This window comes from Microbacterium caowuchunii (assembly GCF_008727755.1).
In the GTDB taxonomy this organism is placed as follows: Bacteria; Actinomycetota; Actinomycetes; order Actinomycetales; family Microbacteriaceae; genus Microbacterium; species Microbacterium caowuchunii.
In genome coordinates, this window is sequence record NZ_CP044231.1 from 926,241 (window position 1) to 948,697 (window position 22,457).

The 22,457-nt window shown below is 70.8% G+C and carries 25 protein-coding genes; 9 read left to right on the plus strand and 16 right to left on the minus strand.

Annotated elements, in window-relative coordinates; translation table 11 throughout:
- The first annotated feature begins 95 nt into the window (after window positions 1-95).
- On the plus strand, window positions 96-548 hold the full coding sequence (locus tag F6J84_RS04360) for an Lrp/AsnC family transcriptional regulator (protein WP_150971683.1): 453 nt from the start codon (window positions 96-98) through the stop codon (window positions 546-548).
- A 29-nt stretch (window positions 549-577) separates the two neighbouring features.
- Here F6J84_RS04360 and F6J84_RS04365 read toward each other — a convergent pair whose 3' ends face one another.
- On the minus strand, window positions 578-3,319 hold the full coding sequence (locus F6J84_RS04365) for an ATP-binding protein (RefSeq protein ID WP_150971685.1): 2,742 nt from the start codon (window positions 3,317-3,319) through the stop codon (window positions 578-580).
- Between the two features lie 146 nt (window positions 3,320-3,465).
- Here F6J84_RS04365 and F6J84_RS04370 point away from each other — a divergent pair, with 146 nt between their 5' ends.
- The 3 genes from F6J84_RS04370 to F6J84_RS04380 all read left to right on the plus strand — a co-directional run bounded on the left by F6J84_RS04370 (window position 3,466) and on the right by F6J84_RS04380 (window position 5,747).
- Window positions 3,466-4,044: a small multidrug efflux protein gene (locus tag F6J84_RS04370; protein WP_191905751.1), complete on the plus strand. Its 579-nt coding sequence runs from the start codon at window positions 3,466-3,468 to the stop codon at window positions 4,042-4,044.
- 5 nt (window positions 4,045-4,049) lie between these two features.
- Window positions 4,050-4,781, plus strand: coding sequence for a GOLPH3/VPS74 family protein (locus F6J84_RS04375; protein WP_150971689.1), 732 nt, complete (start codon window positions 4,050-4,052; stop codon window positions 4,779-4,781).
- 102 nt (window positions 4,782-4,883) lie between these two features.
- Window positions 4,884-5,747, plus strand: coding sequence for a sulfurtransferase (locus F6J84_RS04380; RefSeq protein ID WP_150971691.1), 864 nt, complete (start codon window positions 4,884-4,886; stop codon window positions 5,745-5,747).
- A 53-nt stretch (window positions 5,748-5,800) separates the two neighbouring features.
- On the opposite strand, the gene F6J84_RS04385 is transcribed toward F6J84_RS04380, so the two are convergent.
- The gene (locus F6J84_RS04385) at window positions 5,801-5,989 is read right to left on the minus strand and encodes a hypothetical protein (RefSeq protein ID WP_150971693.1); all 189 of its coding nucleotides are present in this window, start codon (window positions 5,987-5,989) and stop codon (window positions 5,801-5,803) included.
- A gap of 260 nt (window positions 5,990-6,249) precedes the next feature.
- On the opposite strand from F6J84_RS04385, the gene F6J84_RS04390 reads away from it, so the two are divergent.
- Complete coding sequence (locus F6J84_RS04390; RefSeq protein WP_150971695.1) at window positions 6,250-6,645, plus strand: hypothetical protein; 396 nt, start codon at window positions 6,250-6,252, stop codon at window positions 6,643-6,645.
- Here F6J84_RS04390 and F6J84_RS04395 read toward each other — a convergent pair.
- On the minus strand, window positions 6,642-7,541 hold the full coding sequence (locus F6J84_RS04395; RefSeq protein WP_150971698.1) for a CPBP family intramembrane glutamic endopeptidase: 900 nt from the start codon (window positions 7,539-7,541) through the stop codon (window positions 6,642-6,644). The genes F6J84_RS04390 and F6J84_RS04395 overlap by 4 nt on opposite strands.
- 127 nt (window positions 7,542-7,668) lie before the next feature.
- On the opposite strand from F6J84_RS04395, the gene arfB reads away from it, so the two are divergent.
- Window positions 7,669-8,106: an alternative ribosome rescue aminoacyl-tRNA hydrolase ArfB gene (gene arfB, locus F6J84_RS04400; RefSeq protein WP_150971700.1), complete on the plus strand. Its 438-nt coding sequence runs from the start codon at window positions 7,669-7,671 to the stop codon at window positions 8,104-8,106.
- A gap of 62 nt (window positions 8,107-8,168) precedes the next feature.
- On the opposite strand, the gene F6J84_RS04405 is transcribed toward arfB, so the two are convergent.
- The 5 genes from F6J84_RS04405 to F6J84_RS04425 form a co-directional block, all read right to left on the minus strand.
- Window positions 8,169-8,999, minus strand: coding sequence for a hypothetical protein (locus tag F6J84_RS04405; RefSeq protein WP_150971702.1), 831 nt, complete (start codon window positions 8,997-8,999; stop codon window positions 8,169-8,171).
- Window positions 9,000-9,051: 52 nt separating this feature from the next.
- Window positions 9,052-9,975: a DMT family transporter gene (locus tag F6J84_RS04410; protein ID WP_150971705.1), complete on the minus strand. Its 924-nt coding sequence runs from the start codon at window positions 9,973-9,975 to the stop codon at window positions 9,052-9,054.
- Between the two features lie 71 nt (window positions 9,976-10,046).
- Complete coding sequence (locus F6J84_RS04415; RefSeq protein ID WP_150971707.1) at window positions 10,047-10,646, minus strand: dihydrofolate reductase family protein; 600 nt, start codon at window positions 10,644-10,646, stop codon at window positions 10,047-10,049.
- A gap of 45 nt (window positions 10,647-10,691) precedes the next feature.
- The gene (locus F6J84_RS04420) at window positions 10,692-10,883 is read right to left on the minus strand and encodes a hypothetical protein (protein WP_150971709.1); all 192 of its coding nucleotides are present in this window, start codon (window positions 10,881-10,883) and stop codon (window positions 10,692-10,694) included.
- 10 nt (window positions 10,884-10,893) lie between these two features.
- The gene (locus F6J84_RS04425; protein WP_150971711.1) at window positions 10,894-11,469 is read right to left on the minus strand and encodes a dihydrofolate reductase family protein; all 576 of its coding nucleotides are present in this window, start codon (window positions 11,467-11,469) and stop codon (window positions 10,894-10,896) included.
- Between the two features lie 72 nt (window positions 11,470-11,541).
- On the opposite strand from F6J84_RS04425, the gene F6J84_RS04430 reads away from it, so the two are divergent.
- A complete protein-coding gene (locus F6J84_RS04430; RefSeq protein WP_150971713.1) occupies window positions 11,542-12,105 on the plus strand; it encodes a TetR/AcrR family transcriptional regulator in 564 nt (187 codons plus the stop codon).
- A gap of 11 nt (window positions 12,106-12,116) precedes the next feature.
- Here F6J84_RS04430 and F6J84_RS04435 read toward each other — a convergent pair whose 3' ends face one another.
- The 6 genes from F6J84_RS04435 to F6J84_RS04460 all read right to left on the minus strand — a co-directional run bounded on the left by F6J84_RS04435 (window position 12,117) and on the right by F6J84_RS04460 (window position 19,429).
- Complete coding sequence (locus tag F6J84_RS04435) at window positions 12,117-13,136, minus strand: LacI family DNA-binding transcriptional regulator (RefSeq protein WP_150971715.1); 1,020 nt, start codon at window positions 13,134-13,136, stop codon at window positions 12,117-12,119.
- A gap of 7 nt (window positions 13,137-13,143) precedes the next feature.
- Window positions 13,144-14,667, minus strand: coding sequence for a sugar ABC transporter ATP-binding protein (locus F6J84_RS04440; protein WP_150971717.1), 1,524 nt, complete (start codon window positions 14,665-14,667; stop codon window positions 13,144-13,146).
- Window positions 14,668-14,774: 107 nt separating this feature from the next.
- Window positions 14,775-15,800, minus strand: a complete 1,026-nt coding sequence (locus F6J84_RS04445) for an ABC transporter permease subunit (protein ID WP_224785664.1) — start codon at window positions 15,798-15,800, stop codon at window positions 14,775-14,777.
- On the minus strand, window positions 15,797-16,843 hold the full coding sequence (locus F6J84_RS04450) for an ABC transporter permease (protein ID WP_150971718.1): 1,047 nt from the start codon (window positions 16,841-16,843) through the stop codon (window positions 15,797-15,799). Before F6J84_RS04450 ends, F6J84_RS04445 begins: the two co-directional genes overlap by 4 nt.
- On the minus strand, window positions 16,840-18,369 hold the full coding sequence (locus F6J84_RS04455; RefSeq protein ID WP_150971720.1) for a sugar ABC transporter ATP-binding protein: 1,530 nt from the start codon (window positions 18,367-18,369) through the stop codon (window positions 16,840-16,842). Before F6J84_RS04455 ends, F6J84_RS04450 begins: the two co-directional genes overlap by 4 nt.
- 85 nt (window positions 18,370-18,454) lie before the next feature.
- Window positions 18,455-19,429 carry an ABC transporter substrate-binding protein gene (locus tag F6J84_RS04460; protein WP_150891430.1) on the minus strand — a complete coding sequence of 325 codons (975 nt, stop codon included), beginning with the start codon at window positions 19,427-19,429 and terminating at the stop codon, window positions 18,455-18,457.
- 287 nt (window positions 19,430-19,716) lie between these two features.
- Here F6J84_RS04460 and F6J84_RS04465 point away from each other — a divergent pair, with 287 nt between their 5' ends.
- Entirely contained in the window at window positions 19,717-20,109 is a 393-nt protein-coding gene (locus F6J84_RS04465; protein WP_150971722.1) for an ester cyclase, read from the plus strand.
- Window positions 20,106-20,297 carry a cupin domain-containing protein gene (locus F6J84_RS04470; RefSeq protein WP_202980473.1) on the plus strand — a complete coding sequence of 64 codons (192 nt, stop codon included), beginning with the start codon at window positions 20,106-20,108 and terminating at the stop codon, window positions 20,295-20,297. Before F6J84_RS04465 ends, F6J84_RS04470 begins: the two co-directional genes overlap by 4 nt.
- Window positions 20,298-20,324: 27 nt before the next feature.
- On the opposite strand, the gene F6J84_RS04475 is transcribed toward F6J84_RS04470, so the two are convergent.
- Both F6J84_RS04475 and F6J84_RS04480 read right to left on the minus strand, forming a co-directional pair.
- A complete protein-coding gene (locus F6J84_RS04475; RefSeq protein WP_150971724.1) occupies window positions 20,325-21,674 on the minus strand; it encodes an HNH endonuclease signature motif containing protein in 1,350 nt (449 codons plus the stop codon).
- Window positions 21,675-21,784: 110 nt separating this feature from the next.
- On the minus strand, window positions 21,785-22,441 hold the full coding sequence (locus F6J84_RS04480) for an NAD(P)H-binding protein (protein ID WP_150971726.1): 657 nt from the start codon (window positions 22,439-22,441) through the stop codon (window positions 21,785-21,787).
- Window positions 22,442-22,457 lie beyond the last annotated feature (16 nt).

Sequence of the window (22,457 nt, forward strand, 5' to 3'; positions counted from 1 at the left end):
CGACGTCGCCGCCGCTCAAGAAGTTACGGAGAATGCGGCGAAATGTGCTTCCGTTGTGGTCGGAGTTTCCCGTCTATTGCGCAAGAATCTTGTCCATGGATGCACTCGATCGGGAGATTCTCTCGCAGCTGCAGGACGACGGTCGGCTGAGCGTCACCGAGCTCGCCCAGCGCGTCGGACTCAGCCTGTCGGCGTGCCACCGCCGGGTACGCGAACTCGAGCAGTCCGGCACGATCGAGGGGTACCGGGCGATCGTCTCCCCGCAGCGCACCGGCCTGGATTTCGAGGCGGTCGTCTTCGTCACACTGGGGCGTACCGACGTCGACACCGTCGCCGCGTTCGAAGCCGCCATCGCGGCGCTGCCGAACGTGGTGGAGGCCGAGCGCCTGTTCGGGGATCCGGACTACGTGCTCCGCATCCTCTGTCGCGATCTCGCCGCCTACCAGGCGCTCTACGACTCCGCGTTGGGCGCACTGCCGGGCGTGCAGCGGGTCGCGTCGACGCTCGTGATGAAGCGCATCGTCACCGGTCGCCGCATCCCGGTGTGACGTCTGCGTCCCCGCGGGGAGAGGAAGGGCTACGGCAACCCCACCTCGCGCAACTGCCGGCGCGAGGTGATCCCGAGCTTCCGGAAGATGTTGCGCAGGTGCGCCTCGATCGTCCGCGGGCTCAGGAACAGCTGCGCGCCCACTTCGCGTGAGGTCGCCCCATCCGCGACCAACCGGGCGATGTGCAGTTCGTGGGCGGTGAGCGCGTCGGACGGCTGCGTGGTGCGCTTGCGCGGGTGCTCGCCGGTGGCGCGCAGCTCGAGCGCCGCCCGCTCGGCGAACGCCTCCGCGCCCATCCCGATCAGCATGTCGTGGGCGGTGCGCAACTGCTCGCGGGCATCCTGACGTCGGCCCTCGCGGCGGAGCCACTCGCCGTACACCAGGTGGGCGCGGGCGAGGTGCGCCCCCATCCGGCACCCGGCGAGCTGGTCGATCGCCTCGCGGTAGAGCTCTTCGGCGGGGTCCCCGGTCAGCGTCAGCGCGCGCGAGCGCGCCGCCAACCCGAGCCCCCAGGGAGTGTCGCTCGCGACCCCCCGCGCGCTCAGCTCCTCCAGCGCATCGACCGCGGTCTCCGGCCGACCGGCGCGGTAGGCGGCCTCGATCAGTTCGGAGTGCGCCAGGTTGCTGTGCCGCAACTCGTCCGACGCGAACGCCCGCGCCGCCGCCTCCTGCGCCGCTGCATAGTCGCCCCGGCCGTTGTGCAGCACCGCCATCCCGTACTGCGTCAGCGCCACCTCGGTGTCCTGCCCGCGCGCCGCCGCCTCCTCCGCGATCGTCGCATGGATGCCGCCGGCCTCGTCCGGACGCCCCCGCCAAGCGGCGAGGATCAGCTGCGCATGCAGCAGCGGCACGGATCGTGTCGCGGTGCCCATCGAGCTCTGCTCGTCCGCACGGGTGAACTCGCCGGCCAGCACCAGCATCACCGACTGCACGAGCAGGGCCGACGGCAGCGTCGCCAGCGCGCCCGCCTCACGCGCCAGCCGCACGTGCCGGTCGGCGAGGGCGAACACGAGCTCATCGTCGAACACCGCCATCGCGGTGCGGCTCGCCAGCCACCCCCACCTCGCGCTGTCGGCATCCGTCGGCGCCACCGGCCCCCGGTCGGCGAACGCCTCGACGGCCCGGCGCAGCGCGGGCGCGCCGGTCGCATACCCGGCGGTGAAGGTCGTCACCAGCCCATCGAGCAACAGATCCGCCGGGCGCGGTGACCCCGGGGGAGCGGGGGCGGCCCGCGCGGCCTCCGCCACCTCGGCCACATTCGTGCCGACCCCGGCGCCGCCCGTGACGATCGCCGCGTCCACCGCATCCAGGTACGTCTCCCGCGACAGCGTCGGGTCGAGCTCGGCGAGCCCGCGCGCGGCGTCCAGCAGCATCCGCAGGCCGTCGCCTCCCCGCGCGCCGTGGAACGCGATCCGCGCCCGCAGCAGCTCCAGTCGGGCTCGCTGCCGGGCATCCAACGGCCCAGCCGCTGCCCTCGCCAGCAACTCGGATGCGGCCGCCGACCCGCCGGCGTCATGTGCCGCGTGCGCGGCATCGAGTGCGCGGCGGGCGCGCACGGCCGGGTCCGGCGTCAGGGTCGAGGCCTGCGCGAGGAACGCCGCCGCGGCCGCCATCCCGCCCCGGGCGCGGGCCCGGCCGGCCGAGAGCTCCAGGTCGGCGGCGGCATCCGCATCCGGACCCAGCGCCGCTTGCCCACGATGCCACGCCCGCCGGTCAGGGTCGGCCGCCGGGTCGGTGGCCGCGGCCAGCGCGGCGTGCGCGCGACGCCGGTCGGCCGGCGACGCGTCGCGGTAGACGGCGGAGCGGACGAGCGGATGCCGGAACGTCACCCGCACGCCGAGCTGAACGAGTCCGGCCGCCTCCGCTGGGGTGAGGGCATCCTCGGCGACGCCGAGCTCGGCCGCCGCGGCGCTCAGTACCGCCATGTCCCCGGTGGGGTCGGCCGCGGCGGTGAGGAGCAGGAGCTGCGTCTCGGCGGGGAGGTCTGTGGACCGGCGCCGGAAACTCTCCTCGACACGGTGTGGCACGTCGACCGCGCCGGCGAGGTCGAAACCACCGGCCAGCTGCATGACCGGTGCGCTCAGCGGCAGCTCCAGCAGCGCCAGGGGATTCCCGCGCGACTCCGCGACGATCTGCGCGAGCACCCGGTCGTCCAACGGGGTCTGCAGTGCCGACGTCAGGAGCGCCCGCGCATCGGAGTCGGCGAGGCCGCCGAGGCAGAGTTCGGGGAGGCCCGCCAGCGCGGTCAGCACTCGCGGAGCCGCATCACCGTCGGGGTCACGCACGGCGAACACGAACGCCATCCGCTCCGCCGAGATCCGTCGCGCCACGAACGCGAGCACCTGCGCGGACGCCTCATCGAGCCACTGCGCGTCGTCCACGAGGCACAGGAGCGGCGCCGCTTCGGCCACCTCGGCGAGCAGGTTCAGCGTCGCCAGCCCGATCAGGAACCGGTCCGGTGGGCCACCGTCCTCCAGTCCGAACGCCACGGCGAGGGCCGCGCGCTGCGGCTCGGGCAGGTCGCCGGCACGGTCCAGCATCCGGTCGCAGAGCTGGTGCAGACCGGCGTAGGCGAACAGCCGCTCCGGTTCCTGCCCGATCGCGGAGTGCACCTGGAATCCCTCGGCCGCATCCCGCGCGTGCACGAGGAGGGCCGTCTTCCCGATCCCGGCCTCGCCGCGCACGACCAGTGCGCCGCTGCGCCCGCCCCGCGCCGCGGTGAGGAGTTCGTCGACCGCGTCGCGTTCGGCGCGCCGGCCCCAGAGGTCCACCAGTGTGCTCCGCCCCCTTCAGACACCGTGCCCACACGCTACTAGGCCACTCCCATAACCCGGGGACTTGACCGTGTCGCGAGAACACGGTTTCCACTGGAGTCACCACCGGATCCGCGATGGAGGACAGAAAGGAAGACCCCCTCATGAACCCGCTCCAGGACCTCATCCGAGGTTTCCAGGAACTCGTCACCCAAGTGCCCGAGCTCATCCAACCGTTCGTGGTCGCGCTCGCCGGTACCATCCCCTTCGTCGAGGGGGAGCTCGCCGCCACGATCGGCCTCATCGGCGGTCTGAACCCCATCGTCGCCGGAATCTTCGCCGCCGTGGGCAACTTCGTGTCGGTGCTGCTCGTCGTGCTCTTCACCTCCAGCGCCCGCACCGCCGTCACCAACCGCCGGACGGCCCGGGTCGCCGCGACCGTCGGCGGACCCGCTATGCCGGAGACGGATGCGGAGTCCGCGCCGTACGCGGACATCGCGTCGGCCAAGCCGGAATCGAAGGGGCGGGCCCGCCTGCAGAAGTTCCTCGTGCGCTTCGGCGTCCCGGGAGCCAGCATCCTCGGCCCGCTCGCCATCCCCACGCAGTTCACCGCGGCGATCCTCGTCGCGGCGGGAACCTCGCGGGCGTGGGTGCTGCTCTGGCAGGCCGTGGCCATCGTCATCTGGACGACGATCACCACGGTCTCCGTCTGGGCCGCCCTCACCTTCCTGGTCGGGGTGTGACGGTCATGACCACGCACACCGAAGAGATCCGCATCATCGAGAGCGCCGCGGAGACGAGCTCGCACGAACCGACGCTGGCGGAGGACCTCCTCCTCCTGCTGTTCCAGCCCGACTCCGGCACGATCGCCGGCGAGAGCACGCTGTTCTACGTCCTGGGCGGGGCGGTCCTCACCGACCTCGCCCTGGGCGGACACGTGACCACCACGACCACCCGGAGCGGCATGGTGACCGTGCAGGTCGTCGACGGCCGTCCGCCGTCCGACGACATCCTCCGCTCCGCGTGGGGCAGCATCGGCGGCGCCCCGCACGGCGTGCAGTCGATCCTCGCCATGATCGGGCCGGCCCTGCGCCAGCCGCTGCTGGCCCGCCTCGTCGCGCGCGACCACATTCGCGAAGAGCACCGCAGGATCATGGGTCTCTTCTCCTCCACCGCGCACGTCGCCGGGTCGACGGGCCGCCGCGAGGCGCTGCTGGCCGGTGTCCGCGCCGCGCTCGTGGATGGTGCGGTTTCGGCACCCCGGATCGCTGCGCTCGCCGCCCTCATCTGGGGGAGCGGTTCGCTGCCGCGGTTCCATCGGGACATCCCGTGGACGACCACCGTCATCGACCGCGCCCAGACGTTCGCCCGCTCCAGCTTCGGAGCCGATGCCACCGCCGAAGCCGTCGCCCGCACCACGAACGCCATCATCGCCGGCACCGTCTCGGTCGCCGCCACCGCGGCCGCCCGGCATCACTGACGCCCGATCGGGTGTACCCCACCCGGGGACAGAGCCGGGGCCGGGGGAGATGAGTGTGTGCGGGCCGAAGCCGCTGTCGGCCTCGGCGGCTACGCTGACGCGATGACAGCATCCGGCCCGGCGAACGATTCGCGCACCTGCCCGCCCACGGTCGATGTGTCCTGGCTTGCCGAACACCTGGACGATCCCGATCTGATCGTGCTGGACACGGCGGCCGGGGACGTCCGCATCCCCGGCGCGCGGCGGTTCGACCTGGATGGCGTCATGTCGGATGCGGATTCACCGATCGCGCACACCCTGCCGAGTGCGGTCGCGTTCACCGAGGCCTGTCAGGCACTCGGAATCCACCGGCGGAGCAGGGTCGTCGTCTACGACCCGCGGGGGATCTTCTCGAGTCCGCGAGCGCGGTGGATGCTGATCACCGCCGGTCATCCCTGCGTCTCGATCCTCGACGGCGGGCTGCCCGCTTGGATCGCGGCGGGGCACGCGACCGAGCCGTGGGACGAATCCCCGTCCCCGACGCCCGGCGATTTCGTCGCGCAGCCGTTCGGGTCGGCGGTCGTGCCGCGGGATGAGGTCGAGCGGGTCCTCGAGGACGGCTCCGCCACGGTGCTGGATGCGCGCAGCCGCGGCCGCTTCGCCGGAATCGAGCCGGAGCCGCGGGAGGGCCTGCGCCCGGGGCACATGCCCGGCTCGGTCAACCTTCCCTTCACGGAGCTGCTCGACGACGGTCGTCTTCGCCCGCTCCCCGAGCTGCGGGCGCGATTCGAGGAGGCCGCCGGCACGGACGGACCCGTGGTCGTCAGTTGTGGCTCCGGCGTCACGGCCTGCGTCATCGGACTCGTCGCGGAACTGCTCGACCGACCAGTGCGTCTCTATGACGGATCGTGGAGCGAGTGGGGTCTGCCCGATGGCCCGCCCGTCGCGCGTGGCGAGGAAGCCGGCGTCACGCGATCACCTGAGTGAGGTCCCGCTCGGCGGGGGACGCCGCGCAGCGGTGCCCCGATGCGCGTGCGATGTCAGTCGCCGTCGCCGCCCGCGCCGCCCGCGTCGCCGGCTTCCACGGCAGACGGTTCCGGATCGTGGGCGACGTACGCGGTCGGAGTTCCCGTGGCGTCGCCGGCGCGCAGGTTCGCGGCGTCGAGCGCCCGCTGGAGGGCGAGATCCGTCTCGGAGCCGGGCAGGACCTCTTCGTTGCTGTTCGACATGCGGCCTCCTTGAGCGCACCGTAGCGAAGGCGCCATCAGACGACAAGACCGTCGTCGTGGGCATCACCCGCCGGGCGGCGCGCCACGAACCCTGCGCCGTTTCCAGGGGCCAGCTCGACCCCGTTCACCCGCATAGGCACAATTCGCGTCGGTGGACTGAGGCGCAGCGAAGAGCATTGAGTCCGATCGCGGCGTACTCCCGCTCGGACGGTAGCGGAGAGATCCTCTGGTCGCCACACCCGCACCGCTACGTTGAGTCCATGCCCCTCGCTCTCGCCCTGACGGTGGTCCTCGCGCTGTTGGCGCTGTTCCAACTGGCGCTCGCCCTCGGAGCTCCGCTCGGTCGCTTCGCGTGGGGAGGGGCGCACCGCATCCTGCCCGCGAAGCTCCGGGTCGGCAGCCTCGTATCGATCCTGATCTACGGCTTCATCGCCGTTGTCGCGTGGGGCCGTGTCGGGGCGATCGAGCTGTTCCCGCAACCGTTCGCGGTCGTGATGATGTGGGTCATCTTCGGGTACTTCGTCCTCGGGATCTTGATGAACGCGATCTCGCGCAGCCGGTCTGAGCGCTGGGTGATGGTTCCCGTGGCGGTGGTGCTGGCGGTGCTGTCCTTCTTCATCGCGATGGGATACGGCGAGCTGGCGACGGCGATCTAGCGTCGACGCCGACGCCAGCCCGAGAAAGCGACCGCAGCGCCGACGGCGAGGATGACGCTGGTGACGAGGCTCCCTTCGATGCCGAAGGCGCCGCCGGTGAGGAGGTCGTTCGCGGTGGGCCCGGAGACGAACACGAGTACCGAGTCGGGCGGGGTCGTGCCCGAGACGGGAACGCCGTACAGCATCCCCTGGCCCCAGTTCCACGCGCCGTGCAGGGCGCAGATTCCCCAGAGGCTCCCCTCTGCGAGAGTGTAGAAGCCCGCGAACAGAGCGAACAGCACGAGGTTCACCAGCGGCAGCCAGCCGATGCCCGGGTTCGCGCCGTGGATGACGGCGAACACGACCGCCTGTACGACCAGCGCCGCGGCTAGCCCCCACCGCCGGGCGACCGCCTGGGTGAGATATCCGCGGGTGAGGATCTCTTCGGTCGACCCCTGCACCAGGAACCCGAGAAGCAGGAGGGCGATGAACATCCAGCTCGTCGCGTCCGGTGCGGCGAAACCCAGCGTGGCTTGACCCGTCGCGACTGGCAGCAGCACGCATACCGACACCATCGCCAGCCCGAGGAGCAACCCGCGAGCCGCCTGGAGCAGGCCCGCACGAGGCTGTTCGAATCCCAGGGTGGCGAAGCGGCGCTTCTCCTTCGCCGCGAGCCAGGCCCAGAGCAGCAGCACCGCGAGGGGGAAGGAGAACAGCATGATGAGGGTGGCGATGCTCGGCGAGTACGCGGGCACGCCACCCAGCGAGGCGAGGATCTGCTGTACGGCTCCGGGGATCCCGATGAGCACGATGAGGACGGCGAAGACCACGACTGCGAGGATGATGCCGGTCGGACGCCGGGCGGTCAGCATCCCCCCGGTGGGCGCGGGCAGATTCCGGTGGACGGGACGTGACATCGTGAGCAACCTTCAAGAGCCGGGTACGACCTGCCCGCAGAAGAACCCGCGGCGGTTGTCCTGATCATGGCGTGACCGTCCCGGTGCCGGCAAAACGGCCCATGCCCTGCCGCGTAACAATAGAGGCATGCCTGCCGTCCATCGCCCCGGGCTCCGCGTGACGTCCCGGCTCACGATCGCGGAATCGGAACTGACCTGGCGCTTCTCGCGATCATCGGGTCCCGGCGGGCAGGGCGTGAACACGACGGACTCGCGGGTGGAGCTCGCGTGGGACGCGACAGCATCCGAGTCGCTCACGCCGCTTCAGCGCGAACGGATCCTCGACCGGCTGGCCGATCGCCTGGTCGGGGGAGTGCTGACGATCACCGCATCCGAGCATCGCGCCCAGGCACGGAACCGGGATGCGGCCCGTGAACGGCTCGCCGCGCTGGTCGCGGAGGCGGTACGCCCGCCCGCCGCGCCCCGCCGTGCGACCAAGCCCACCCGAGGCGCGAAGGAACGGCGGCTCACCGCGAAGAAGCAGAGGACCGACACCAAGCGGCTGCGGCGCCGGCCCGAGGACTGATCGCCCTCAGGCGCCGAGGGGCTGACGAACGTCGGCTGACGAACGGGCGCGCCGGGACCAGCTCAGCGTGACGCCGAACCGGCCGAGGGGCTGGGGGTGGGGTGCACCGGCGAGACGAAGACCCCGACCCGGTCGTCGTTCAGGACGAAACGCAGCCCGGTCCCGACCGGGTGCTGTTCGAGCACCGCGTCCGGCCATTCGGCATCGAGCGCGAACTGGACCGTGGCGGGGAGGCCTCCGGCTTCGCATCCCATATAGACCGGCCCGGTGAGGGAACCGTCCTGGGCGCTGATGCTCTCAGCAGACGTGATCAGGACGCAGTCGCCCTTCCCGAAGACGTCGTTGTCTGAGCGCATGGCCCAGATGCCGAAGTACTCGTAGACCTCGACGTCCGCGAGGGCTCCGTTCCAGAAGTCGGACGGAAGCCCGATCGCGGGATCAGGGTCCAGAAGCGCGGCCGGCACGAGGCCCGTCGTCGGGTCGACGGGACGGACCGATGTCACCGCGTAGGTCGCAGCCGCCGACACGGCCGCGACCGCAAGGAGCGATGCGGCCCACACCCACCGCATCCGGCGCGAGACCGCACGTCTCCGGCGGGTACGCAGACTCTGCGAGGGCGTGGTGGGCTCGCGTTCTGCCGCGACTTCGGGCTGGGCCATCGGCGACTCGACCAACGATGCCGGCGACGCGGATGCGGATGCGGTCGGCACCGTCGTCAGGGGCGCCGCGGCGGGCGGGAAGGCCGGCGCCGCGGCGTCGAAGGTGCGGCGCCGGGATGCGGACTCCAGCTCCTGTAGACGGACCCATGCCGCCGCATCCATCTCGACGGCGGGGGAGGGCCCGTACGCCCGTGCCCGCAGTTCCGCCAGCTCTGCCCGGTCGTCATCGTCCATCCCGTGCATCGTCGCACAACGGCGTGGGGACGCGCACGGATGCGGCACCGCGTCACGTCCCGCCGGACGTCGCCCGTGTCCGCGTGCGGATGGCGAGCCCGGCGCAGCCGATGACCGCGGCGCCGCCGAGGACCGTTGGCCACGTGATCTGCTCGTGCAGGATGATCGCGGCCCAGAGGATGCTCATCACCGGCTGTACGAGCTGCACTTGGCTGACCTGCGCCATCGGTCCGATGGAGAGGCCGCGGTACCAGGCGAAGAAGCCGAGGAACATGCTGATGACGCCGAGATACGCGAAGGCCAGCCACTGGACCGCTGTCCCGTGCGGCGGCTCTTGCACGACCGAAACGGTCGTGAGCGTGATCATCGCCGGGGAGGCGAGGGCGAGCGCCCACGACACGGTCTGCCAGGATCCGAGCTCACGGGCGAGCAGTCCGCCCTCCGCGTATCCGATCGCGGCGGCGAGCACCGCGGCGAACAGCAGCAGATCCGACCAGGTCACGCCCGCGAACCCGTCTCCCTGCAGGCCGGCGAAGCCGACCGCGGCGATCGCGCCCAGCGCGGCGAATGCCCAGAACGAGCGGGTGGGGCGCTCCTGTGTCCGCAGCACCACCATGACCGCGGTGGCCGCCGGCAAGATGGCGATCACCACGGCACCGTGACTGGCCGGAGCGGTCGTGAGGGCGAACGAGGTGAGGATCGGGAACCCGGCGAAGACCCCACCCGCCACGATCGCCAGCCGCACCCACTGCCGCGCCGTGGGTGGTGTTTGCCCGGTGATCGCCAGCGCGAGCGCGGCCAGCGCCGCGGCGACGACCGCGCGCCCCGACCCGATGAACAACGGGGACAGGCCCTCGACCGCGACCCGCGTGAACGGGACGGTGAACGAGAACGCCGTGACACCGAGCAGACCCCAGAGGAGGCCGGCGCGACGGGTGGGTGCGCTCGTGGGCGTCAGCACAGCGCCTCGAGTCATGATGCATGTCTAGCGCCGTGCCCGATCGCGTCCGCCGTGCCAATCCCCACACCGTGGACCGGGCGCTGGGGTCACCGCCGCGCCCGGACGCCTCCCGGCCGCACCGCGTACCGGTGCAGCACGACGCCCGCTTCGAACTGCGCGGTCTCGATCACGTCCAGCTCGATCGGCCCGGGATCGCCGTCGAACAGCGGCCGTCCCTCGCCGAGGATCACCGGGTGGACGAACAGCATCAGCTCGTCCAGCAGCCCCGCCTGCAGGAGGTGCGTGGCGATCGTGGCCCCGCCCACGCCGATGTCGCCGTCCGTCTCCTCGCGCAGCGCCGTCAGCTCGGGGATCGCGTCGTCGGCGGTCAGGACGCGGGTGTTGAAGTCCGCGTCGGTCCGGTGGCGGGAGACGAGCACCTTCGGCGCCGAGGTCCAGATCTCGCCGTACTCGCGGATGTAGTCCGGATACGCCTCGTTCTGGCGGGCGGCGGGCCAGAACGCCTCCATGATCTCGTACATGGTGCGCCCCTGGACCATGACCGCCAAGCGGGCGGCGCGCGCGTTGAACTCGCGGTGCAGCGACTCGCCGATCCGCATCCAGCTGCCCCCGCCGTTCTCCCCGGCGGCCTGCTCGATGCGGAGGTCTGCGGAGACGTTCATCCAGTAGACGAAGCGACCAGTCATGCCGACAGTGTGATCCCGGTCCCACGCGCGCACAAGCGCACGGCTTCACCGAACGGGCGACGTGTTCGCGGGCGTTCGGTGGTCGTCAGGCCGGGGGATCTGCAGGGCGGTGATGAGGATGACGCCGCCCACGAGCGCCATGACGACCGGGCGCTGCGAATCGCGGCGCAGCAGGCGCGGGAAGAGGGGGCCGGCGAGCAGGGTGAACAGGCCCGGGGAGACGAGCGCAGAGAGCAACCCACGGTGTTCACGGCCTGAGGCGGGAGACATATTCCTCGACCACGACACCCGATCCGAACGAGCGGGTTCCGGTCGGTACGAAGATCCGCGGCTCGTAGGGCGCGGACCCGAAGAGTGGGATGCCGGAGCCGAAGACGACGGGGTTGCGCTTCAGCACAAGGCGGTCGATCTCCGGGAGCAGCGTGCCGGCGAGCTCGCCGCCGCCGCAGAGCCAGATGTCCCGTCCGTCCTCCTCCTTCAGGTCGCGCACCGTGGTGAGCGGATCGTGGGTGAGGGTGATCGCGGGGTCCACGCCCCGCGGATGACGACTCGCGACCACCTGAGAGAGGTGCGGGTACGGGCTGGGGATGCCGGCGTCGAGCGCCGGACGAAGCGTGTTCCAGCCCATCATCACGGTGTCGAATCGTGTCTTCGGCGGCTCGATGCCGAGAGCGGTGAGCACGTGCGCGGGCAACGCATCCGCGTACTCGCCGAACACGACGGGAGCGTGGTCCCCGTCGACGAGGAACGCGTCGTACCCGCCCCGCGGGTCGGCGATGTAGCCGTCGATGCTGACGGCGACGTAGTAGACGAGTTGTCGCACGGGAAACTCCAATCACAACAGATGTCGTGGTCAGAGTACGACATCCGTCGTGGTTTGACTAGCATGTGCCGTATGGCTCGCAACGACGAACGACGCTCCGCTCTCGCCGACGCCGGGATCCGCGTGCTCGCCGAGCAGGGGGCGCGCGGTCTCACCCATCGCGCTGTCGATTCCGCGGCCGGAACTCCGCGCGGGACCGCGTCGAATTACTTCCCGACGCGCGACGACCTCATCTCCGCACTGGTCGATCGGATCGGGGAGCGGCTCACGCCCGAACCGGAGGTCGTCGCTGCGGTCGATCGGTCTCCCGATCGGACACTCTTCGCCGACTACCTGCGCGATGTCGTGAGGCGTCTCAGCGCCGACCCGCATGTGTCGCTCGCGCTCTTCGAGCTGCGGTTGGAAGCCGCACGGCGACCGACCGTCGCGGAAGCGCTGGGAGCGTGGCGGCAGCGGGCGTTCCAGGCCGACCTCGCATTCAACGCCGAAGCCGGGCTACCCGGAGGACGAACCGAGATCGCGTTGTTCCACTACGCCATCGATGGGCTGATGCTCGATCAGCTCACCGTGCCCCTCGATACCGGGATGTCGGCCGACGCCGTCGTGGACGAGCTCGTCAGCCGCATCCTCCGCTGACGGCCGCCCGGTCAGCCTGCTGCCGGTCGCGTGGACTGCCGCAGCACCAGGTGCGTCGGCAGGGGAGTGTCCTCGGTCGCGCTCTCCGGCTCCTCGACCGCGATGAGCACCTTCTGCATGATGAGCGCGCCCAGCGAGGCGAAGTCCTGCCGCACGGTGGTGAGCGGGGGATAGAGGTATCCGGCTTCGGGCACGTCGTCGAAGCCGACGATGCTGACGTCCTCCGGCACGCGGATGCCGCGTTCCCGGAGCGCCGACATGACCCCGATCGACATGTGGTCGTTGCCGACGAACAGGGCGGTGCCGGGTTCGATGTCGAGGTCCATGCCGATCCGGTAGCCGCTCGCGGCCGACCAGTCGCCGTGCTGCTGCTCCACGATCTCGAGCCGCCGCGCGCCGAGTTCGTCCCGCCATCCGCGGACGCGCTCCACCGAGTCCGACGCGGTGCGCGGGCCGGCGATGTGCAGGATGCGGGTGTGCCCGAGTTCGCACAGGTGCCGCACCGCCGCCCGCGCCCCGCGGTACTGGTCGATCGACACGATGTGCGGGTTCCGCCGTGCAGTCGACGCGGCGGCGACGAGCGGGACGCTGAGATCCAGTGCACGCACCGCCTCGAGAACGGCGACGTCCACGACCACGAGCACGATCGCGTCGACGCGCTGGCGCAGCAGCGCCTCGACGGCGGAGCGGATGCCGGCGGGGTCCGCCTCCAGGGCGCTGACGGTGTCGACGCTGTACCGCGCCGCGCGCGCGGCGAAGTTGAAGTGCATCGCGATCGAGGTCGGCCCGTAGTCGGATACGCCCGGGGTGATGAGCCCGATCGTGCGGGTGCGTCGGGTCACCAGTGCCCGCGCGGCGGGGGAGGGGCTGTAGCGCAGCTGCGCGATCGCCTGCTCGACCCGGGTGCGGGTGGTCGGCCGCACGTTCGGCAGATCGTTGATCACGCGCGACACGGTCTGATGCGACACCCCCGCCAGGCGGGCGACGTCGAAGATGTTGGCGGCTTTCGCCGCACCGTCCTCCTGGCTCACCGCGCCCTCACTCTTCCGGCTCGTCCGGCTGGGCGACGAGCGCCATCAGCGAGTCGACGGTGAGGAGGTCCGACGGCACCGTGTCGACGATGCGGCCGTCCCGGAGGATCGCCACCCGGTGCCCCACCCGGAGGACCTCCTCGAGCTCCGCCGAGATGAACACGACCGACAGTCCGTTGTCGGCGAACTCACCGACGAGGTTCTGGATGTCGACCTTCGCGCCCACGTCGATGCCGCGGGTGGGCTCGTCCAGCACGAGCACGCGCGGGGAGAGCGCGAGGAGGCGCGCGAGGAGCACCTTCTGCTGGTTGCCGCCGGAGAGCGTCCCGGCGGGCTTATCGAGATCGGGCGGGCGGATGTCGAGCGCCTCCACCCAGCTGGCGGCGAGCTCGCGTCGGCGGGCGGAGCGGATGCGGCGGAAGATGCCCCGCTGCGCCTGCAGCGCCAGCGTGATGTTCTCCTGCACGCTGAGCTCGCTGATGATGCCCTCGGTGCGACGGTTCTCGGACGAGTACACGACCCCGAGCGAGATCGCCCGCCGCGGTCCGCCGCCGTGAGCGTCCACGCCGGAGATCCGCACCACCCCGGCCGTCAGCCGGTCGACGCCGGTCAGCGCCCGGGCGAGCTCCGTCCGGCCGGAACCCAGGAGGCCCCCGAGGCCCAGCACCTCGCCCTCGTGGAGGTCGATGTCGGCATCCGCGATCCCGGGCGTCGCCGAGACTCCGCGGGCGCTCAGGAAGACCGCGTCGGCGTCGTCCGTGCTCGACTCGGGACGCGGGCGGGCGACGAGGTCGGCGGCACTGCGGCCCAGCATCTTCTGCACCAGGTCGATGCGCAGCAGCTCCTTGGTGAGGTACTCGCCGACGAGCGTGCCGTTGCGCAGCACCGTGACGCGGTCGCAGATCTCGTAGACCTGATCGAGGAAGTGCGAGACGAACAGGATGGCGACGCCCCGCTGCGCCAGCTCGCGGATGACCCGGAAGAGCTCCGCCACCTCGTCGAGGTCGAGGCTCGACGTCGGTTCGTCGAGGACCAGCACCCGCACGTCGGTGGAGATGGCCCGCGCGATCGCGACGAGCTGCTGCACCGCGAGGGAGTGCGATCCGAGGAGGGATGCCGGGTCGATGTCGAGGCCGAGCTCCGCCAGTGCGTCGTGGGCGTCCTGCCGCATCCGGGGCCAGTCGATCGCGCCGAAGCGGCGCGGCTCCCGCCCGAGCCGGATGTTCTCGGCGACCGTCAGGTTCGGGAGGAGGTCGATCTCCTGGTACACGGTGCCGATGCCGGCTTCGAGCGCGTCGCGGGGCGTACGGAAGTGCACCTCTTCGCCCGCCAGCCGGATCACGCCCTCGTCGAGGCGGAGCGCGCCGGTGAGCGCCTTGATGAGCGTCGACTTGCCGGCACCGTTCTCGCCCATGAGCGAGTGGACCTCGCCCGGGTACATGCGGAAGTCGACGCCGTCCAGCGCCGTCTCGGCCTGGAAGCGCACGGTCGCGCCCAGGACCTCGACGATCGGCGCCGATCGTTCTCCCATGCTTCCCATCATGCCCGGGCTCGGCGCCTGTCGCGGACACGGCGCGGGGGCGGGCGCGTCACCCGCTCCCACGCCCGCCCCGGCTGCCGCGATCCGCCCGGCCACCGCTACCTTCGTCGCGACGACCGGGCGATGATGACCCGCTGCACCACGACGAAGACGAGCAGCAGCGCGCCGATCGTGATCCGCGTCCACGACTGGTCGACGCCGAGGAAGTTGATCGCCGTCTTGATGGTGCCGTAGACGAGCACGCCGATCATCGAGCCGAGCACGTAGCCGCTGCCGCCGGTGAGCAGCGTGCCGCCGATGACCACCGCGGCGATCGTGTCGAGCTCGGTGCCGATGCCGTTCAGCGGATACGACGACCCGGTGTACGCCGTGAACACGACCCCGCCGAGTCCGCTGCAGACCCCGGCGATGACGTAGGCGAGCAGCTTCGTGCGGGCGACCGGCAGACCCATCAGACGCGCGGACTGCTCGTTGCCGCCGATCGCATAGATCGTGCGGCCGAACCGCGTGTAGGCGAGCACGAGGGCGGCCACCACGACGACCAGGATCGCGAGGATCCCGGAGGGGGTGATGTACCAGCTGCCGGGCTCGGACTGGATACGGGTGGACTGCAGCCACAGGATCGCCGGGTCGGTGACCTTGATCGACTTGAGGCTCACCATGAAGGCGAGACCGCGCGCCGCGAACATCGCCGCGAGCGAGGCGATGAACGGCTGCACATCGAAGTACTGCACCATCACCCCGACGGCGAGACCCATGCCCGCCCCGATGGCGAGCATCACGGGCACGACCACGATCGCGGGAAGCCCCTGACTGAGCAGGCTCGCCCCCATCATCCCGGTGAAGGCCATCACCGCACCGACCGACAGGTCGATGCCGCCGGTGAGGATGACGAAGGTCATGCCGACCGCGAGGATCACCAGGTAGGCGTTGTCCAGCAACAGCGAGGAGAGCAGCCGCGGGGTGAGGAAGTTGCCGAAGTACCCCTGCGCCCCGATCAGCATGGCGATGAGGATGGCGAGCGCCGCGAACACGGGGATCCACGAGGCGTGCCTGCTCATGAAGCGCTGGTAGCGCCCGGCGGGGGAGTCCTCGGTCCGGACCCGGGTCAGTTGGGCGGTCACGAGGCCACCTCCGCTCCATCGCGCGTATCGGACGACGAGCGCGGGCGGGTCGACGCCCAGAGGCCGCCGATCCAGCCGCGCACCCGGGGGGACTGCACGAGCACGACGATCACCACGACGATGGCGAGGAAGAGCGGACTCACCGCCGGAGGGACGCCGAGGAAGGTGATCGTGGATTTCAGTGTCTGGATCGTGAAGACGCCGATGACGGTGCCCGCGATCGAGAACTTGCCGCCCATCAGCGCCGTGCCACCGAGGACGACCGCCAGGATCGCGTCGAGCTCGATGTACAGGCCCGCCGCGTTGGCGTCGGCCGCCATGATGTTGGAGCTGTACAGGATGCCGGCGAAGCCCGCCAGCAGCCCGCTCGCCGCATACGCGCCCCAGACGATGCCGCGGGAGCGGACGCCGGCGAGGCGGCTCGCCTCCGGGTTGATGCCGACCGACTCGGTGAGGACGCCGAGGGCCGTCCGTCGCTCGATGAGCGCCACCAGGACGATGGCGGTGACGGACACGTAGAACGCGAAGGGCAGCCCGAACACGTACCCCTGCGCGATGAACTTGTAGGGCTCGCTGTTGATCGTGGTGATGAAGCCACCGGTGATGAGGAGGGCGACGCCGCGTCCGGCGAGCATCAGCACGAGCGTCGCGATGATCGGTTGTATCCCGAGGACGGAGACGAGGAACCCGTTCCAGACGCCCAGCACGAGGGCGACGAGGACGCCGACCCCGATCGCGAAGAGCACGGTGCCGAGCCCGTTCGGATCCGACGAGCCGGAGATGATCGTGAGCGCCACGGCGCCGGAGACCGCCATGATCGCGCCGACCGACAGGTCGATACCGCGGGTCGCGATGACGATCGTCATCCCGAGCGCCACCAGCATCAGCGGGGCGCTGTTGCGGAGGATGTCGATCAGCGACCCGTACAGCCGCCCGTCCTGCACCGTGATGCGCAGGAACGTGGGGCGGGAGATCGTGTTGACGATGATGAGGGCCGCGAGTGCGGCCGCCGGCCAGAACAGCCGATGCTTGAGGAACTTCATGCCACGCTCTCCTGGCCTTCCTGGGCGATGAAGTCGACCACGTCGTCGACTCCCACGTCGTGGGCTGCAAGCTCCCCGATCTTACGGCGATCGCGCATCACGATGATGCGTTGCGCGAGCCGGACCACCTCCTCCAGCTCGGAGGAGATGAAGACGACGCCGAGTCCCTTCGCGGACAGTTCGGCGACCTTGCGCTGGATGTCGGCCTTCGCGCCGATGTCGATGCCGCGGGTGGGCTCGTCGAGGATGATGAGCTGCGGGGACGTCGCGAGCCACCGGGCCAGCAGCACCTTCTGCTGATTGCCGCCGGAGAGGTTCCGCACGAGCGCGGTCGGGTCGGCCGGGCGGATGCCGAGCGCCGCGATGTACTCGGACACGACGGCATCCTGCTCGCTCTTGCCGACCTTCCGCAGGGCGCCGCGCTTCGCCTGGATGCCGAGCACGATGTTCTCCGCGACGGTCAGGTCGCCGACGATGCCCTCGGCCCGGCGGTCCTCCGAGGAGAACGCGATGCGCTCGTCGATCGCGTGCCGGGGGGAGGTCATCCGGGTGGGGGCGCCGCGGACCTCGATCCGGCCGGCGTCGGCGCGGTCCGCCCCGTACAGCAGCCGGACGAGCTCGGTGCGCCCGGAGCCGAGGAGCCCGGCGATCCCGACGATCTCACCGTCGAAGACCTCCACGTCGCTCGGTTCGACCACGCCGCGGCGGGCGATGCCGACCGCTTTCAGCACCGGGATGGCGTCACGGTCGATCGTGCGGTCGGTGGCCTCCGAGATCGCCTCCAGCTCGTTGAGCTCCCGGCCGATCATCTTCGCGACGAGGGCGCCGCGGGGGAGTTCGTCCACGAGGTACTCGCCGACCAGCCCGCCGTTGCGGAGCACCGTGAGCCGGTCGGAGATCTCGTACACCTGATCCAGGAAGTGCGTGACGAAGAGGATGGCGACGCCCCGGGAACGGAGGTCCCGGATGACGTCGAAGAGCTGCTCCACCTCGCCGCGGTCGAGGCTTGAGGTCGGCTCGTCGAGGACGAGTACCGTCGCGTCGGTGACCATGGCCCGGCTGATCGCGACGAGCTGCTGCACGGCGATGGAGTGGCTCGACAGGAGCGAGCGGGTGTCGATGTGCAGGCCGAGGTTCTCCAGGTGGCGGGCCGCCTCCCGGTGGGTCGCGCGCCAGTCGATGCCGCCGATGCGACGCACCTCGTGGCCGAGCATGACGTTCTCGCCGACCGTGAGGTTCGTGCAGAGGTTCACCTCCTGATACACGGTGGAGATGCCCGCCGCCTGGGCGTCGGCGGTGTCGTGGAAGGTCCGGGGATCGCCGGCCACGGTGATCGTGCCCTCGTCGATCGCGTAGACGCCGGTGAGGGCTTTGATGAGCGTGGATTTACCGGCGCCGTTCTCACCCATCAGGGTGTGCACCTCGCCCCGGCGGAGGGAGAAGTCGACGCCGTCCAGCGCGATGACGCCGGGGAAACGGATGGTGATGCCGCGCATCTCGACGATCGGGCTCGCACTGCTGTCCATGACCTGGTGACTCCTTCAGTCAGCCGGGCCGCCGGGGATCGTGAGCCGATCCCCGGCGGTGCGTCTATCGATGGATGGTGCGGACTCAGTACTTGCGGTCCGGCAGTGCTTCCTTCGCCTGCTCCGGCGTGAAGCTCTGGTCTTCGACGATCGTCGTCTTCTCGACGGTCTCGCCCGCGACGACCTTCTTGACGACCTCGGCGACCTTCTCGCCCAGCAGCGGGTTGCACTCCACGATGAAGTTGAACTGCCCGTCGGCCAGTGCCTGCATCCCGTCGCGCACGGCGTCGATCGTGACGATCTGGATGTCCGTGCCGGGGGTGAGTCCCGCCGCCGTGATGGCGTCGAGAGCACCGAGGCCCATGTCGTCGTTGTGCGCGAAGAGCAGGTTGATGGAGTCGCCGTACTTCTGCAGGAAGCCCTCCATGACCTTCTTGCCGCCGTCACGGGTGAAGTCGCCCGTCTGCGAGTCCAGCGTCGTGATGGGGGCGCCCTCGGAACCGGTGGCGAAGCCCGTGGCGCGGTCGAGCGCGGGGGCGGAGCCGGTCGTGCCCTCGAGGACGACCATGTTCGTCGGCTCGGTGAACGTCTCCTTCGCCCAGGCGCCCGCCGTCTCGCCCTCCTTCTCGAAGTCGAGACCGACCCAGCTCGCGTAGAGGCTGTCGTCGTCCACGTTCACCGTGCGGTCTTCGAGGACGACGGGGATGCCGGCGTCCTTCGCCTCCTTCAGCACGTCGTCCCAGCCGTCGACCGTGATCGGGGCGATGACGATCGCGTCGACGCCCTGGTTGATGAAGCTGCGGACCGCGGCGATCTGCGCCTCCTGCTTGTTGTCCGCCGCGTTGAAGATGAGGTTGAAGCCGTTCTCCTCCGAGAACGCCTCCTTCATCGATTCGGTGTTCGCCGCGCGCCAGCCGGACTCCGATCCGGTCTGCGCGAATCCGACCGTGAGGACGTCGCCCTCACCGCCGCCTCCGCCGCCGCCCGCGTTGCCTGCGCATCCGGCCGCGACGAGAGTCACGGCTCCGAGCAGAGCGATGCTCGCAAGTATCTTCTTCACTCCCCAACCTCCTTGTACGGCCCGGCGCCGATGCCGGGACTTGGGTGTGCTGCACGGTGCGCGAGGCGCCTCCGTGCGCTGAATGTTAGCGCTCATATTCGCGAGAACAACAGACTGTGAGCGATCACATTCCGGTAACGATGGCGTTGCTGCGCGGGATTCCGTGGATGGTCCGGCGCGAGCTCGTAGGACCCCGTGTGAGGGATCACATCTCGTCCGTGACCGGCGTCGCCTCGACGGTTCTGTGCGGGCTGCGGCCCCGCGATGCCGGCCTCGATAATGGACGGATGGAGCCGTGGGAGCTGCGCGAGTGGTACGCGGACTATCTCGATGCCTGCAACAGGCACGACCTCGAGGCCGTGCGGTCCTTCCTCGACCCGGGGGTGCGTCGTGCGCACCTCCCCGCGGGCGCGGACGCCTGGCTCGACGAACTCGCCGAGCTCTTCCGCGCCTTCCCGGACTGGCAGTGGCGCCGCATCCAGCTCGTCATCGAGGACGATCGCATCGCCGCGCACCTGCGGGGCGGCGGCACCCACCAGGGCGCGTTCCGCGGCATCGCCCCCACTCGCCGCCACGTGAACGTCGCGGAGTTCGCCATGTACCGCGTCACCGGCGGGCGGATCACGGAGGTCACCGGAAGCGGTGACGCCGAGCTCGTGAGCGCGCTGCGGGGCCGGTGACGCGACGGCCTTCGGGACGGGCCGCGGAGGAGGCGCCCGCACTCCGCGTGCACGACGGCTACGAGTGGGTCTTCGTGCTGAGCGGCCGCCTGCGCGTCGCCCTGGACGGCCACGAGCGCATCATCGAGCGTGGTGAGGCGGCCGAGTTCGACACCCGCACGCCCCACAGCCTGAGCGCGACGGCGTGACGACGGCGAGCAGGATGAGGCAGTGGCTCAGAACGGCGGCGAATCTGGGTCGGGCACGAACATCACGCGGGGTGGCGGCTCGTCGGTGTAGCTCCTGCCCAGCGGGCTCGTGAACTCCACCGCGCCATCCGGCAGTTGCCTGACCGACCACTCCGTCTCCGTCTTCAGCGTGTGATGTCGGGTGCAGAAGTGCGCGAGGTTCGCGAGCGCGGTCGGTCCGCCGTCGTGGTGCTCGTGGTTGTGGTCGAGCTGGCACCGGTGCGCGGGCTGGCGGCACCCGAACCCGCGGCAGTGCTGGTCCCGGGCCCGGAGGTAGCGGCGCTGGTCGGTGCCCGGCGTGTACCGGTCGACCTCGAGCACCGTGCCGGTGATCGGGTGGCACAGAACGCGGTCCCAGCCGAGCGCTGCGCCCGCCAGGTGCCGGGCGGTGTCGGGGTCGATCGGGATCTGCCCGTGCAGGCTGGCACCCGCATCGGTCTTGCCCAGGAGCGTGAGCACCGGGACCACGATCTGCACCTGCGCCTGGATGGCGCCGAGCCCGCCGGGGAGCTGCTCCCCGCTGGTGGGGTCTATCGCCGGGGCGCCGGTCAGGAGCATGTCGGCCGCGACATCGGCGCCGATCTGGACCAGGGTGCGGATGTCGTCGATGACCGGTTGCTCGGCGGCATCGTGGCCCGCGCCGGGTTCTTCGGTGCGGCGCGCGCGTTCGGCGTTCGCCGCATCCCGGATGGCGCGGGCCTGCCGCCGGAGCCGGTCGCGAATCCCGTACGCCACGGCCGCCGGCAGCCGCAGCTGCAGGAGTGCCATCCCGTCATCCAGGTCGATGACGGACACGCCGCGGCCGTCGACGGCCCGTGCGTGCCGGTCGGCCATCCCCTCCGGGTTCACCGCTTCCGCCAGCTGCCGGGCGTAGGCCTTCGTCCGCCCCGGCGCCTGCCGCGCGGCGTAATCCAGGACGATCTCCTCCCACGCCATGCGGACCTCATCGTCGACGATCGGCAGCCCCGTTTCCAGGATGACGTCGACGTGTCGCTGCGAGATCCGCGCGTTCTCGAGGGCGGTGACGGTCGCGGAGAACTTGGTGACGAGGGTCTGGGCCTCGCCGAGGTCTCGCTGCGCGGTCATGTCGTGCACGTGCGTGGCGAACGCGACTTCCGCAGCGAGGGACCGCACCGGCATCTCCCGCTCCCGTGAGCCCTGCGACGCGATTCGCGCCACCTGGTCGGTCGCCACGTCGGCGAGAGCTGCGAGGTGGCGGATCCGCGCGGCCTGCGCGCGTGCGACCGCCGCATCGGCATCCTGCAGACCGGCGAGACCGGCCCGCATGCGGACCACGTCCGCTGCGGGGGTTTCCCCTGGCCAGGAGTCGAATTCCATACCCTCAAACTAGCGAGGGCCACCGACATTCCCCCCGGTGGATCAGGCGCCGGAGTCACCCTGGGGACAACGGGCGCCCGGGCGCTGCCGCCCGCGATCACGCGCCGGCGTCACCTGTCCCGTGCCAACGCCCGGACGGCCTGCACGATCGGGGTCGCGCCCTGGGTCAGCTCGAGGATCCGCCGGCGGATCCGGGGCTCGTGCAGCAGTTCCGCCAGGGTGGCGGCGACATCCTCCCGGGAGATCTCGTCATGCGGCTGAGCGGGGCCGAGCGAGACCACGCCCGTCCCGGCGCGATCGACGAGCAGGGACGGCCGGAGGATCAGCCAGTCGAGGTCGCTCACGCTGACCGTGACGTCGACGAGCTTCTTCACGGCGAAGTAGAACTCCTCGTCGTCGGTGAGATCCTGCCCACGTGCGGCTTCCGGCATCACCGATACGAGCGCGAAGCACGGCACTCCGGCGAGCTGGGTGGCCTCCAGCGCGTTCACCGCACCGTCGCTGTCGACGGCGACGGTGACGGCGCGGGCGCCCCCGTTGGAGCCGGCGCTGTACACGACGGCATCGGCGCCCGCGAGCAGGGACGCCAGGGATTCGGCGGTCAGGGCGGTCAGATCCCCGAGGTGCGCATCGACGCCCAGCGCCGCCAGATCCCGCCTCTGCTGCTCGCGACGCACGAGCCCCGACACCTCATCGCCCCGATGCAGGAGGTTCCGCGCCAGCAGCAGGCCCACCGCGCCGCTGATCCCGATGATGAAGACCTTCATCCGTGTGCTCCCTTTC

Coding starts and splice junctions, on each gene's coding strand:
- F6J84_RS04360 (WP_150971683.1), top strand. CDS start 96: ATGGATGCACTCGATCGGGAGATTCTCTCGCAGCTGCAGGACGACGGT.
- F6J84_RS04370 (WP_191905751.1), top strand. CDS start 3,466: ATGAACCCGCTCCAGGACCTCATCCGAGGTTTCCAGGAACTCGTCACC.
- F6J84_RS04375 (WP_150971689.1), top strand. CDS start 4,050: ATGACCACGCACACCGAAGAGATCCGCATCATCGAGAGCGCCGCGGAG.
- F6J84_RS04380 (WP_150971691.1), top strand. CDS start 4,884: ATGACAGCATCCGGCCCGGCGAACGATTCGCGCACCTGCCCGCCCACG.
- F6J84_RS04385 (WP_150971693.1), bottom strand. CDS start 5,989: ATGTCGAACAGCAACGAAGAGGTCCTGCCCGGCTCCGAGACGGATCTC.
- F6J84_RS04390 (WP_150971695.1), top strand. CDS start 6,250: ATGCCCCTCGCTCTCGCCCTGACGGTGGTCCTCGCGCTGTTGGCGCTG.
- F6J84_RS04395 (WP_150971698.1), bottom strand. CDS start 7,541: ATGTCACGTCCCGTCCACCGGAATCTGCCCGCGCCCACCGGGGGGATG.
- arfB (WP_150971700.1), top strand. CDS start 7,669: ATGCCTGCCGTCCATCGCCCCGGGCTCCGCGTGACGTCCCGGCTCACG.
- F6J84_RS04405 (WP_150971702.1), bottom strand. CDS start 8,999: ATGGACGATGACGACCGGGCAGAGCTGGCGGAACTGCGGGCACGGGCG.
- F6J84_RS04410 (WP_150971705.1), bottom strand. CDS start 9,975: ATGACTCGAGGCGCTGTGCTGACGCCCACGAGCGCACCCACCCGTCGC.
- F6J84_RS04415 (WP_150971707.1), bottom strand. CDS start 10,646: ATGACTGGTCGCTTCGTCTACTGGATGAACGTCTCCGCAGACCTCCGC.
- F6J84_RS04430 (WP_150971713.1), top strand. CDS start 11,542: ATGGCTCGCAACGACGAACGACGCTCCGCTCTCGCCGACGCCGGGATC.
- F6J84_RS04440 (WP_150971717.1), bottom strand. CDS start 14,667: ATGGGAGAACGATCGGCGCCGATCGTCGAGGTCCTGGGCGCGACCGTG.
- F6J84_RS04450 (WP_150971718.1), bottom strand. CDS start 16,843: ATGAAGTTCCTCAAGCATCGGCTGTTCTGGCCGGCGGCCGCACTCGCG.
- F6J84_RS04455 (WP_150971720.1), bottom strand. CDS start 18,369: ATGGACAGCAGTGCGAGCCCGATCGTCGAGATGCGCGGCATCACCATC.
- F6J84_RS04465 (WP_150971722.1), top strand. CDS start 19,717: ATGGAGCCGTGGGAGCTGCGCGAGTGGTACGCGGACTATCTCGATGCC.
- F6J84_RS04475 (WP_150971724.1), bottom strand. CDS start 21,674: ATGGAATTCGACTCCTGGCCAGGGGAAACCCCCGCAGCGGACGTGGTC.
- F6J84_RS04480 (WP_150971726.1), bottom strand. CDS start 22,441: ATGAAGGTCTTCATCATCGGGATCAGCGGCGCGGTGGGCCTGCTGCTG.